This is a genomic window from Planococcus sp. YIM B11945 (assembly GCF_050864155.1).
GTDB lineage: Bacteria > Bacillota > Bacilli > Bacillales_A > Planococcaceae > Planococcus.
Genome location: NZ_JBOZWR010000002.1, coordinates 67,320 through 80,773, shown reverse-complemented (window position 1 = coordinate 80,773; position 13,454 = coordinate 67,320). Strand labels below are relative to the sequence as shown.

Genomic DNA, 13,454 nt, shown 5'->3' with positions numbered 1-13,454 from the left:
CTTCTTATGCTACAATTAGTTTGAGAACTTATTGGAGGGATTGCTTTGTCGCTGGAAAATCAATTTATCGAACATCTTAAGAAAATGAATGGATTCAATGAAGCCGTTTCGCTTCTCTATTGGGATTTCCGTACGGGGGCGCCAAAAAAAGGCGCCGATCTGCGTTCGGAAACGATTGGCATTTTATCGTCGGAAGTGTTCAATTTGTCCACATCCGATGAATTTGGCGACCTAATCGCCAGTCTAGAAGCGAAAAAAGAAGAGCTCGAGCCGGTCATGCGCCGCTCGGTTGAAGAAGCCCGCAAAGATTATAATTTGAGCAAAAAAGTCCCGCCTGAAGAATACAGAAAATTCGTTGTGCTGCAAGCAAAAGCGGAATCCGTCTGGGAAGATGCGAAAGAACAAGCGGATTTTTCGCTTTTTGAGCCTTATTTGGAACAATTGGTTGCTGGCACGAAAAAAATGATCGGCTATTGGGGCGAGAAAAACGGCAGTCCTTACAACACGCTGCTCGACCAATACGAGCCCGGCATGACGACTGAAGTGCTTGATCAAGTGTTTGGCCAATTGCGTGACCGCATTGTGCCGCTCGTCAAAAAAATTCAGGAGTCGCCGAACAAACCGGAAACGAAGTTTTTGTACGACTATTTTTCTGAACAAGCACAGCGCGAGTTGAGCAACAACATCCTTCGCCAGCTTGGCTATGATTTTGAAGCAGGCCGCTTGGATGAAACGGTGCATCCGTTTATGATCAACATCAACCGCTACGATATCCGCATCACTACAGCATACGATGAAAATGATTTCCGGACAGCTGTATTCGGGACGATGCACGAGTGCGGACATGCCTTGTATGAGCAGAACTTCAGCGAACAACTGACCGGTATGCCGGTTGAAGACGGCGCTTCGATGGGCATCCATGAATCGCAGTCGTTGTTTTTTGAAAACTTTATCGGACGCAGCGAAAATTTTTGGACCAAAAACTTTGATTTGCTGAAATCGTATGCGCCGAAGCAATTCGAGGGCATTGATCAAAAAGATTACTACCGCGCCATCAATGAATCAAAACCATCGCTGATCCGGATCGAAGCCGATGAACTGACGTATGCCCTGCATATCATGATTCGCTATGAACTGGAAAAAGGCTTGTTCAACGGCGATTTGAAAGTCGCGGATCTGCCGCAGCTATGGAACGATAAATACGAAGAATATTTGGGCGTCCGCCCGTCAAACGACGCAGAAGGCGTTTTGCAAGATGTCCACTGGGCAGGCGCAAGCTTCGGCTATTTCCCGTCTTATGCCCTCGGCTATATTTATGCCGCCCAGTTTAAAAACGCCTTGCTGAAAGATTTGCCGAATTATGATGAACTGTTGGCAGACGGCAACGTTACGCCAATCCGCGAATGGCTGACGACCCATATCCACCAGCACGGCGCGATGAAAAAACCGCTGGAAATTTTGCAGGACGCCACAGGCGAAGGCTTGAACGCCGGGCATTTGGCTGCGTACTTGGAAGACAAATACTCGAAAATTTACCAGCTGACATAATTTGACGGAAAAGCCTTGAAGCTAATTGCTTCAAGGCTTTTTTCCTTAGCCGAGTTCGAAGAGTCAATGAAACAAAATTTTTGGTTTTTGATTATAATGAAAAAAGGAGGGGATTTTATGTTGAAATCGATTAGTTTAGAAGGAAAAACCGCTATTGTCACAGGGGCAGGAAAAGGAATTGGAAAAGCTATTGCGCAAGCCGTCGCGGAAGCGGGCGCAAACGTCATGCTAGTTGCTCGGACCGAGTCGGATTTAAAAGAAGTGCAAGCGGAAATCGACAATGAGCGGACCAGCTATTGCGTAGCCGATATTACAAGCCGGGAACAAATCAGGCAAGCAGTTGACAAAACCATTGAACAGTTTGGGGCGGTGGATGTGCTTGTTAACAATGCCGGCATGAACATCAGATCCAGTTTGGCGAACGCCACAGATGAAGAATGGCATAAAATCATGGATACGAACGCACAAAGCGTTTTTATGTTTTCACAGGAAGCAGCGAAAAAAATGGCAGCCGGCGGATCCATCGTCAACATTAGTTCAGTCGGCGGGGAACGCGCGCTGAAAACAGGTATTGTCTATGCGGCTTCCAAAGCGGCGATTATTCAAATGACCAAAGTGATGGCGATGGAATGGGGGCCGGCGAACATCCGGGTCAACGCAATCGGCCCGTGGTATTTCAGAACTCCACTGACCGAGAAATTATTGAATGATGAAGACTACTTGAATTCAATCTTGGCTGTTACGCCGATGAAACGTGTTGGGGAACTTCCTGAAGTGGCATCGCCCGTCGTATTTTTGGCATCGGATGCGGCAAGCTACATAACTGGCCAAACATTATTCGTTGACGGCGGAATGAGCATTCACGGTTTTTCTTGACCAAAGAGAAATCCCTTCCTTTTTGGAAGGGATTTTTTTCGTTCGCCGGGAAAAAATGCTATGATAGGAACAGTATGTGTAGAAGGAGATACCAAATGACAGCTTTAGACCACCAAAAAGAATTAATCGAAACAGCTCGGCTTTATCATATTTTTGAAGAAAACGAAGACAGTGAACGAGCGGCAAAAGCAGAGCTATTTGCCAAAAAAGTGCTGAAAAACAATTTTATCATTGGCTTTGCCGGGCATTTTTCTTCAGGGAAATCGTCGATGATTAACGCGTTGACAGGGGAAACCTTATTGCCATCAAGCCCGATTCCGACGAGTGCGAATATCGTCAATGTGCAAAAAGCGGAAGCGGATTTCGCCATCGTCAACCGGAAAAACGAAACACCGGTTTATTTTCCTGAAAACTATGATTTTGAAGCGGTTAAAGCGTTCTGCAAAAGCGGCGACGTGACACAAATTGAAATCGGCCATAAAGAATCAGTCTTGCCGGAAGGCATCACCGTTATGGACACGCCAGGCGTCGACTCCACGGACGATGCGCACCGAATGTCGACCGAATCGGCGCTTCACGTAGCCGATATGGTGTTTTACGTCATGGACTATAACCATGTCCAGTCGGAACTCAATTTCAATTTCACGAGAGAATTGCAAAAATACACGGACGTCTACTTGATCGTCAACCAAATTGATAAACACCAAGCGAAAGAATTGAGTTTTTCCGACTTCCAGAAATCGGTATACGATTCGTTTGCAGCTTGGGGCGTTGCTCCAAAAGGCATCTTTTTCACTTCTTTGAAAGACCATGCGTTTCCTGGCAACGATTTCGACAATGTGAAAAGCCTGGTGTCTTCTGCCATGGAAGGCTGGAAAGGCAACGCAGACGCTGCGGCGCAGCAAGCGCTGCAGCAGCTAAAAGACGAACACCTGCAGTTTTTAGAAGAAGAAAAGATGGAGCGGCTTCAGGCGTTTTCTTCGTTTTTGTCCGAAGAAGAATGGCAAATGCGGGACGATGTAAAACAAGAAATGGCGCAAGTATCACGCCGGATATCCGTTCTAGATTTTGGCGATTGGCAATCAAACTTTGAAAAAGACCGGAAAGCACTTGTAGAAAATGCGAACATTATGCCATACGAATTGCGCAACGCGTTGACTGCGTATTTGGAATCCGTGCAGCCGAATTTTAAAGTTGGCATGTTGTTCAGCGGCAAAAAGACGCAAGAAGAGCGCGACTTCCGCAAAAACGAAGTGGAAGAGCGGTTGGCGACAATAGCCGAATCCCAAATCTCGACTCATTTAAAAAAATTGATGAAATGGTCTTTGAAAGACGCGAACTTGCTGACCGATGAAGAATCGCTGACAATTGATGAAATGGCGTTCCCTGTGCCGTTTTCAGTTGTGGAAGATCAAATCCCGAAAGGCGCCACTTTATCAGGAGATGCGGTGCTGAATTTTGCCAACAATATCTCGGCTGCCGTCCAGAAATGGTTTATTAAAGAAACCGATAGCTGGAAAAAAGCACAAAAAGAAAAATTTGAAGGTTTGTCAGATGACGCTAGCACGGAAATCGACATGAAGGCCGGCCAATTAAACCGAAAAATGCTGGCTATCCAGACTTTAGAAGAAATGGATGAACAAATCGGCAAAGTCAAACGCGCGTTTTCTGCCATGCTGCCATCTCAACAAGCTGCAGCTGAAACAACCATACGCAAATGGCAACAGGATTTCCAAGTTTCCATCGAAGACATGCTGCAGTTTGACCCTTCGATGCTAAAAGCAGAAACGGATCTCGTTGACGAACGTGAACAAATAGAACAAGGAACGGGCGCTGCTGCGTTTGATGAACAAAATGTGATTGCCCGGGCTTTGAAAACGGCGGAAGCGGTAGCGCCGATCAAAGGATTTGCCGAAACCGCCAACTACTTAAAGCGGAAGGCGGCAAGGCTGGAAGGGCAAGAATTCACGATTGCATTATTTGGTGCATTCAGCGCCGGCAAATCGTCATTTTCCAATGCGCTGCTCGGCGAAAAGGTTTTGCCGGTATCGCCAAACCCGACAACGGCCACCATCAATCGAATCCGCCCAGTAACAGAAAACCATCCGCATGAAACGGCAGATGTCCGCTTGAAAACCGCGGCGCAATTGACCGATGATGTCCGCATTTCATTCCAAGCTCTAGGCATTAAAATTACTACATTGGACGATGCGTATGCAAAAGCTTCATCGGTTCCGGAAAATGCCGCAACCGAACAGCAAGTCCACAAATCCTTTGTTTCAGCTTTCCAAAAAGGCTACCCGCTTTTTAAAAACCGTTTAGGTGAAACGCTGCGTGCAAACCGGGAAGAATTTGGACAGTATGTGGCACAAGAAGAAAAAAGCTGTTTCGTCGACGAAATCGATTTTTATTTTGATTGCGAATTGACGCGGAATGGAGTGACCATCGTGGACACGCCGGGAGCCGATTCGATCAATGCCCGCCACACAAACGTGGCATTCGAATACATCCGCAATGCCGACGCCATTTTGTTCATCACGTACTACAATCACGCGTTTGCACGTGCCGACCGGGAGTTTTTGATTCAGCTTGGACGGGTCAAAGATGCATTTGAAATGGATAAAATGTTCTTTATTGTCAACGCCATCGACTTGGCCAATAACAAAGAAGAAAAAGACGCAGTTGTCAGCTATGTCCAAAATGAGCTGCAGCGTTTTGGGATCCGATTCCCTCGGCTTTATGGCGTCTCCAGCTTGCTGGCGTTGTCCGATAAAGAAACGTCTGGCATGAACGAGTTCGAAGCGGCGTTCCAGACGTTCTTGGATGAAGAATTGAAAGGCATGGCTGTCCAAGCACTGGGGGAAGAAATTCAAAAAACAGTCGAACGGCTGCATGATTTGATCGAACATACGGAACAGAATCTCTTGCGCAAAGACGAGCGTTTGGAAGAACTGAAGCGCTTGGAGCAACAACTGCGCATCATGTTCAGCGCATCAATCGCAAAATTGTTAACAAAAGAAGCCAACCAGGAATTGGGGGAACTTCTGTATTACGTCAATCAGCGGGTTTTTTACCGCTTTAACGATTTTTTCAAAGAAGCGTTCAACCCAGCAGTTTTTAATAATAAACCACCGCAGCAAGCGCTTGATTCGGCATTGAAAGAAATCGCCAATATGATAGGCTTTGATTTTGAACAAGAATTGCGTGTCACGAATTTCCGTTTGGCGCAATTTATCGAGAAAAAGTTGGCCGCTCGTTTTAAAGACGATGCCCAAAAGCTAAAAGAGCTGAATTCGGCATTTTCATTTACGCCGTATGAAACAGAAGACGCCGCCATGTTGACGATAGACAAGCCGTTTGAAACAGCGGATTATTCGTCTGTCAAATCGTACTATAAAAACAATAAAAACTTTTTCGAGAAAAATGAAAAAGAAAAACTGCGTGATGCGTTGCAGGGGTTAATGGAACCGGATGCCCAATCGTATTTAACTGCTGAAAAAGGCAAGCTTGCTGAATGGGCGGAGTTTTGGATCGAACAAGAAGCGGAAGGCTTACGGCAGCATATATTGCGCCAAGCGGTCGATCAGCTCGATTCCGAACGCACATTGTTGCAAGAACAAGAACAGTTGGCGCAATGGAAACAGCGGTTTTCAAATTTGACGGAAGAAAGGGTGTAACGATGAACGTATTTATCGAAACGACTGATACTACCAATTACCGATGGATCGACACAAGATTTGATTTAGGGAATTCAGAAACGGGCAGAAGCTGGTATAACGAGGAGCATGTAGCAGGAGCGATTTTTTGGGACCTTGAGACGGATCTATCGGATATGGCGTCCGGCGCTGGACGCCATCCAATGCCATCAAAAGACCATTTGGTTCGCTTGATCCGCACCAGTGGATTGTCGACGAACGATGCGGTTGTCGTTTATGACCAAGGCGGTTCGCCATATGCAGCGCGTGCGTGGTGGCTGTTAAAATACGCGGGATTTGAACAAGTGCTCATCAGCAAAAAAGGTTTTGAGGCGTTGAAAGCACAAGGAATCACCACCAGCAGCGAAGTGCCGGAATTTACACCCACTTCTGTTGAACCGAAATTCCAAGATCAGCTGTATGCGGACCGCTCTTATGTGAAAAACGTCATTGACGGCAAAGAGCTCGGTGTTCTCGTGGATGCCCGTTCACCAGAACGTTATATGGGCTTGGAAGAACCAATTGACAAGGTGGCGGGGCGAATTCCAGGAGCACGCAATTTTGATTGGGAGCAGCTGGTTAGCCGAAACGAATTCCAAGTGGATGTCGATTTTTCAGATGTTGTCCAACAGCACGAGCCAGCAATCGTTTATTGCGGCAGCGGAGTCACTGCGGCTGCCCTTTATGCCATGCTCGCCGAAAAAGGCCATGGCCACATTCGCTTATACACGGGCAGTTTTTCTGATTGGATTATAGATGAAGAAAACGTTGTTGAATTTGACCGCGAGGACTACCCCGAAGCAGCAGATAGTGAAACGAAAGTCATTTTAGCGAGACTCATCAAAGAAGGCTATTCGGGTGAAATGCTCATGAAAAAATTCGAATACGAAAAATCTCAGATTGAAAAGAAATAACCCGCTAACAAAAAAATCCCCACCGCCTGAAAAGGCGGTGGGGATTTTTTCATTCTATGTTTAAATCGGCTAATTCTTTCGCTGAATCGTTTGTATCGGTATGGATGGTCAATAAGACGCTGATGATTTGGTGGTTTTCCATTTCTTTCACCGTCACCGAAAAATTCGGCATAGTGACTGAGCCGCCTTCATGAATATCGGTGTTCTTCAATTGAATCCAGCCGCCGATGGTGTCGACGTCTTCGCTGTCGTCAAAGACAAGGGCGAATCGGTCTTCCAAGTCAGACAGCAGCACACGGCCATTCAATAAATAGTTATTGGCATCAATTGCTTTAATGTCTTCTTGTTCATCTTCATCAAACTCATCTCGGATTTCTCCGACAATTTCTTCTAAAATATCTTCCATTGTAATAACGCCGGCCGTACCGCCGTATTCGTCGATCACGATGGCCATGTGGACGCGTTCTTTCTGCATTTTTCGCAAGACATCTTGAATCGGCGCCATTTCATGGACAAACGGAATATCGTGCACAACGGCACTTTCTTTCAAGTCCTGTTTAAACGTGTAATTTGTCAGCATTTCTTTCATGTTGATAAAGCCGATGATGTCGTCTTTATCCCCATTTTCAGTGACCGGATATCGGGTGTACTGATTGTCCCGAACAATATCCATCAAATCATTATGATTCATTTCGAGGGAAATCGTTTCCATTTGAGTTCTCGGCAGCATAATGTCCTTGGCCATCCGTTCATCAAACGAAAAAATATTTTGCATGTACGATAGTTCAGTTTGATTGATTTCCCCGCTTTGATAGCTTTGCGTCATGATGATTTTCAGTTCTTCCTCTGAATGTGCTTGTTCGTGCCCAGCAGGTTCAATGCCGAACATGCGCAAAAACAATCGGGCAGAGCCGTTCATCAGCCAGATGAACGGTCCCATGATGGTCCCAAAAAGAATCAAAGGCCGAGAGAAAAACAACGCCATACTTTCTGCGTATTGAATGGCTAGCGTTTTCGGCGCCAATTCACCGATGACCACGTGCACGTACGTAATAACTGTAAAAGCAATCGCGATTGAAAGAATGGACGATGTCGTTTCCCCTATCGCAAAATTATCAAAAACCGGATGCAAAATTCTTTCCACTGTCGGTTCACCAAGCCAGCCGAGTCCAAGCGCTGTAACGGTAATGCCGAGCTGGCAAGCAGAAAGATAGTAATCCAAATTATCGATGATTTTTTTTGTTCGCTGCGCTCCTTTATTGCCTTCTGATATCAATTGTTCAATACGGGACATTCTCACTTTGATGATGGAGAATTCCGAACCGACAAATAGCGCAGTAAGCGCAATAAGCAAAACGACTAAAAACAAATTCAAAATAAGTATACTGTCCAATTCGTCCCTTCGGCTTGAAGGGTTCACCTCTGCTTTCTATAGATAAAAATTAGTATACCATATTAATTCGCCTTTTTCTTTTGATAAGTTTGGAATTACTGCATATCATAAAGAACTTTTTTGACTTTTTCAAATCAATTATATTGTCTGCAACCGAAAATGGAATTATGATAATGAAAGAGAAAAGGAGTGGTCACATGAACGTGTTATGGCACGGGGGCAAAATTTATACGATGGCGGCAGAAGGCGAAACAGTGGAAGCGGTTTTAGTTGCCGGCGATAAGATAGCCAAGCTTGGTACATATGAAGAACTAAAAAACGAAGCAGATCAAGAAATCGATTTGCAAGGAAAAGTGGTTTATCCGGGATTGGTTGACAGCCATTTGCACATGATTGGCCACGGTGAAAGATTGCTTCGCGTCGACTTATCGAAAATCACATCGGCCGAAGAAATGAAAGAACGCTTGGTGGCAGCAACAGCGGGCATTGTGAAAAACGATTGGTTTATTGGAGAAGGCTGGAATGAAAACAATTTTCCGGATCGGAAAATTTTCCACCGCAACGAATTGGATGAAATTACAGAGTCGCCAATGATCTTAAAGCGGATTTGCCGGCATGCGGTATTAGCTAACTCCAGCGCGCTAGCTTTAGCAGGAATTACTAAAAACACACCGGACCCAGAAGGCGGTGTGATTGTCCGCGATGCGGACGGCGAACCGACAGGCTATTTGCTGGATGCGGCGCAAGATATCGTCACTGCACAAGTGCCGGAAGTAAGCGTCGATTACTTGACCCGTGCGTTGCATTTGTCCGTCGAAAATTTGCTGGCGCTCGGTTTGACGGGCGGCCATACTGAAGACATGGGCTATTACGGCGATTATTCCCGCCCGTTGCAGGCGTTTAAGAATGTCATCAACGGAAAAGTGAAATTCCGCGCGAATCTGCTGCGGGCGCACAGCCAGTTTGAAAAAATGATGGAAAGTGCCGAATACGCAGAACCGTTTGTGGAACCGGGCGCCATGAAAATATTTGCGGATGGCGCACTTGGCGGCAGAACCGCTTTACTCAGCAAGCCTTACAACGACGATCCGTCTACGAGCGGAGTGGCTATCCACAGTGATGAAGAACTGGCAGAGCTTGTGGCCACTGCCCGGAAGCACGGAGAAGCGATTGCGATTCACGTAATTGGCGACCTCGGATTGGAAAAAGCACTGGATGCGATTGAAAAGCACCCAGTTCCATCAGGCAAACGTGACCGTTTGATCCACACTGTTGTCGTACGCCAAGACTTAGTCGAACGCATGCAAAAAATCGACTGCATTCTGGATTTGCAGCCTAGCTTTGTTACTTCAGACTTTCCATGGGTTGTCGAACGACTCGGTGAAGAACGCATGGAATGGTCGTATGCCTGGAAAAAATTATTGGAAAGCGGTTTGATTTTGGCAGGCGGTTCCGATGCGCCGATTGAAGAAGTGGATCCACGCCTCGGCATTTACGCGGCGGTTGCTAGAAAAAATCCTTATACACAGTCAGAAGGCTTTTTGCCGGAAGAAAAATTCACGCGTTTTGAAGCGATTCAATTGTATACCAGCGGCAGTGCTGCGGCGATTTGCCGAGAGCATGAACGCGGCAAAATTCTAGCCGGTTTTGATGCTGATTTCACCATTTTTGACCGTGATTTGTTTGAAGGAAAAGAAGAACAAATTCTTGAAGCGCAAGTGGAAATGACGGTGGTTGCGGGCGAAATCATGTACCAGAAAGTAAGTGAAACGGTATGATGGAAGCATTTATCATCACAGGCGCTTCAAAAGGCATTGGCTTGGAACTCTGTCGCCAGTTGGCCGGTAAAGGGGCATTCGTCATCGGAATCGCCCGGACTGCAGAAGAAAACTGGCCAGGAACTGTTTTTTTTCCGTTTGACTTAACAAAAACGGACAACATTGCAGAATTAATGGCTGCCGTTTCCCAAGCGCTGCCAGCAGAAATCAGCGCCCTTACATTGATCAACAACGCAGGAACAATCGAGCCGATCGGATTTGCTGAAAATAATGAGCTTGAGGCGATTGCAGCGAGCATTTCCTTGAACTTAACGGCTCCGATGTTGCTCTGTTCGGCTTTTTTGCAAGCATTCAAGGGAAACGATGCAGTGAAATCGATTGTCAATATCTCCTCTGGAGCCGGGCGCCATACCTATAAAGGCTGGAGCGCCTATTGTGCGGGAAAAGCAGGGCTGGACCATTTCAGCGCCTGTTTGGACGAGGAAAATGACCAAGTAAAAGTCGTTTCCGTCGCACCCGGTATCATCGACACCGACATGCAAAGCCGGATCCGCTCAAGCAGTGAAAGTGATTTTCCGCTGCTTGAGCGGTTCCAGGACTATAAAGACTCCGGCAAGCTTAGTTCTGCAAAAGCCACAGCTTTCCATTTAATCGAAATGATGGAACGGCGAGATTTCCGGACGCTACCAACCATTTTGGATTTGCGAAATTTGCCGAGTATGCCACAAGAAAGGAACATAACCGAATGAACGTTACAAGGGAAGAAATCAAGGAGAAATTGGCGCAAGCCGATCAAGCAGGCGTCGATTTGGCGAGTCCGAAAGCGGTAGTGTCCCACATGCTCGCACAAGGCGAAAAAGAAGCGATTTTGTTTTTCTATAAGCCAAACAGCGTGGAATTTGATTTTGATAAATACCGAAGCCTTGTCGAAGAAATGCAGAATAAGAAATCATGAAGGAACTAATAAGTCGTATCAGTCATTGAAAATCTTGTGTTTTAGATAAAGTTATAAACTTGTTCATTAAAAAAATAGTCGGAATAAGAGAACGTTCGTAAATGTGCCAAAGCACTTTAAGAACGTTTTTTTGTCGTTTTCAACTCTTTTTGAGGCGTTCGGAAAGATGAAATTTTGCACAGGGTTAATTGATAAAATTATCGGATCCATATTTTCTTCAAATTCATAAAATTGTTTGACAACTCTGCAAGTGGTTTGTTACTGTGTATATGAGTATAAACAGTATAACAGTTAAAAAGGAGTGTTGGGTATGAATAAATGGAAACAAGCTTACCGGCTGGCAGCTTATGAAATGAAAGCTTCGGTGAAAAACTTTTTGCTGATATTGGCCTTCTATACTGCCATGAGCCTGATTTTCATGTTGTCGTTCGATGTATACCTGGAAGGCGAATTTGCATTTTTTGATTTATTGTTTTTGCTGATTTTCTTCATTTTCCCAGCTTGGATGAAAAGCAAGGAGTTTCAGATGCAGAAGATGGATGGGGATTTATGGACATCTCCATCGATTATCATGTTGCAACAGCTGCCGATTTTGAAAGATATCATCGTCAAAAGCCGCTTCATCATCCATGCGTTTTGCTCATTTCCGTTCCAGTTAATCTTGTTCATCGCGATGCCGCTGCTGTCGGAAAATTTCCGGAATATGATGACGCCAGCCGCTTATATTGCCTTTGTGCTGATTTGGCTGAGTCTATCGGTTTCCATTGGCTTTATCATGGCAGCGAGTGAGGCAGGCGGGAATTTCAAAACGAAAACCATCATACTGTCACTTGTGTGCCTCTTGATCGGCGTCGCCGCATTTTACATCTTGTTCCCGCTGCTGTCGGATAAGGGCTTCGTCCATTGGACTATGTTCATTGCTGCAGATTGGACGCTGCTGTCAGTCATTGCGGCTATCGTCTTATGCGTGGCCGGATGGAACTATTGGCAGGCAGATATGAGAAAAACGATAAAGAAAACAGATTACTTGTGAGAGGAGGTCCTGCTTGTGCTGCCGATACGTATATCCAAAGATTCTCGTGAACCCATTTACCACCAAGTTGAAAAGCAGCTGAAAGCATTGATCGCAGGAGGGCATTTGCCGGCAGGGACACCGCTTCCTTCGATCCGGGCGCTATCGAAAGACCTGGAGATCAGCATCATTACGATACGCCGAGCCTATCAGGATCTGGAATCACAAGACTTCATCGAAACGGTGCATGGCAAAGGAACTTTTGTGGCGAAAATACAAAACTCGATGAAGCAAAAAGTGATGACTGCTTCGGTTAAAGAGGAATTCGAACGGGCTATTCGGAATGCGATGGATTATGACTATACTTCCGAGGAAATCAAATCGGTTTTTACGGAAACTTTGAGCAAATTGGAGAAAGGGGAATGACCGATGCCTGCATGGATTGAAATAAAAGATGCGAGTAAAAAAATGGATGACTTCCAACTAGGTCCAATCACTCTGGCAATTGAACCGGGAACCATAACGGCACTTGTCGGCAACAACGGTTCGGGCAAAAGCACCTTGCTGAAACTTATCATGAATCTGGCAAACTTGGATGGAGGCGGAATTCAGGTCTTTGGCAAACCAGTTGATGGAAAAGATGAAAGTTGGAAAAGGCATATCACATTTCAGCCGCAAAACGCAGTCGGTTGGAACGCCTATACAGGAAGGGATTTGAAAAGGCTGATTGCTCCTTTATATGGAAACTGGGATGAAGCGCTTTTTGAACACATGGTAGAATTATTCAACATTCCGCTCGATAAACGTTTCGGCAAAATGTCGCCGGGCATGCAGAAAAAGATGAGCTTGTCGCTTGCATTGCCGAGGAATACTGCTCTTCTTATCCTGGATGAACCGACGGCGTCGCTGGATATACCGTCAAAAAAACAATTCATGGATCTGATTGTCGACTGGATGGAGAAAGCAGAACGTTCAATCCTTTTGACGACCCATCAGCCGGAAGACCTTCGCAAATTAGCCGATTACCTCTTCCTGATGAGGGATGGCAAGGCTGCCGGCTATTACGAGAAGGACATGCTTGCTGCAGGTTTCCGTCGCTACTGGCTAGAGGAAATGCCAGCTGGACCCGTGCCGGGAGAACTTTTCCGGTCGGAAAAACAGCTGATATCCGAAAATCCTGAAGCAACGGAACTGTACTTTATTGAACAAGATAGCAGCATCATTGACGAAAAGGCGCTGGAAATGGAAGAAATCCTCAGTCTGCTGCTGAAATAAAAAACTAG

General features: G+C 45.7%; 11 protein-coding genes. 10 read left to right on the top strand and 1 reads right to left on the bottom strand.

Translation table 11 applies throughout. The features are described 5' to 3' along the window. Positions 1-45: 45 nt before the first annotated feature. The 4 genes from ACRRQV_RS03990 to ACRRQV_RS03975 all read left to right on the top strand — a co-directional run bounded on the left by ACRRQV_RS03990 (position 46) and on the right by ACRRQV_RS03975 (position 7,033). Complete coding sequence (locus ACRRQV_RS03990; RefSeq protein WP_432527919.1) at positions 46-1,548, top strand: carboxypeptidase M32; 1,503 nt, start codon at positions 46-48, stop codon at positions 1,546-1,548. Positions 1,549-1,665: 117 nt separating this feature from the next. Then, complete coding sequence (locus tag ACRRQV_RS03985; protein ID WP_432527917.1) at positions 1,666-2,424, top strand: SDR family NAD(P)-dependent oxidoreductase; 759 nt, start codon at positions 1,666-1,668, stop codon at positions 2,422-2,424. A 95-nt stretch (positions 2,425-2,519) separates the two neighbouring features. Then, positions 2,520-6,101: a dynamin family protein gene (locus tag ACRRQV_RS03980; protein WP_432527915.1), complete on the top strand. Its 3,582-nt coding sequence runs from the start codon at positions 2,520-2,522 to the stop codon at positions 6,099-6,101. 2 nt (positions 6,102-6,103) lie between these two features. Beyond that, the gene (locus ACRRQV_RS03975; protein WP_432527913.1) at positions 6,104-7,033 is read left to right on the top strand and encodes a sulfurtransferase; all 930 of its coding nucleotides are present in this window, start codon (positions 6,104-6,106) and stop codon (positions 7,031-7,033) included. A gap of 49 nt (positions 7,034-7,082) precedes the next feature. On the opposite strand, the gene ACRRQV_RS03970 is transcribed toward ACRRQV_RS03975, so the two are convergent. Further along, a complete protein-coding gene (locus ACRRQV_RS03970) occupies positions 7,083-8,426 on the bottom strand; it encodes a hemolysin family protein (RefSeq protein ID WP_432527911.1) in 1,344 nt (447 codons plus the stop codon). Between the two features lie 197 nt (positions 8,427-8,623). On the opposite strand from ACRRQV_RS03970, the gene ACRRQV_RS03965 reads away from it, so the two are divergent. From ACRRQV_RS03965 to ACRRQV_RS03940, 6 genes are all read left to right on the top strand, one after another. Next, a complete protein-coding gene (locus tag ACRRQV_RS03965) occupies positions 8,624-10,204 on the top strand; it encodes an amidohydrolase (RefSeq protein ID WP_432527909.1) in 1,581 nt (526 codons plus the stop codon). Further along, complete coding sequence (locus ACRRQV_RS03960; protein WP_432527907.1) at positions 10,201-10,953, top strand: SDR family NAD(P)-dependent oxidoreductase; 753 nt, start codon at positions 10,201-10,203, stop codon at positions 10,951-10,953. The genes ACRRQV_RS03965 and ACRRQV_RS03960 overlap by 4 nt, the downstream gene beginning before the upstream one ends. Beyond that, a complete protein-coding gene (locus ACRRQV_RS03955; RefSeq protein ID WP_432527906.1) occupies positions 10,950-11,159 on the top strand; it encodes a hypothetical protein in 210 nt (69 codons plus the stop codon). The genes ACRRQV_RS03960 and ACRRQV_RS03955 overlap by 4 nt, the downstream gene beginning before the upstream one ends. Before the next feature lie 310 nt (positions 11,160-11,469). Beyond that, complete coding sequence (locus ACRRQV_RS03950) at positions 11,470-12,192, top strand: hypothetical protein (protein WP_432527904.1); 723 nt, start codon at positions 11,470-11,472, stop codon at positions 12,190-12,192. A gap of 15 nt (positions 12,193-12,207) precedes the next feature. Further along, on the top strand, positions 12,208-12,597 hold the full coding sequence (locus ACRRQV_RS03945; RefSeq protein ID WP_432527902.1) for a GntR family transcriptional regulator: 390 nt from the start codon (positions 12,208-12,210) through the stop codon (positions 12,595-12,597). 3 nt (positions 12,598-12,600) lie between these two features. Next, positions 12,601-13,446 (top strand): ABC transporter ATP-binding protein, encoded by an 846-nt coding sequence (locus ACRRQV_RS03940; RefSeq protein WP_432527900.1) that lies wholly within the window; start codon positions 12,601-12,603, stop codon positions 13,444-13,446. Positions 13,447-13,454: the final 8 nt, after the last annotated feature.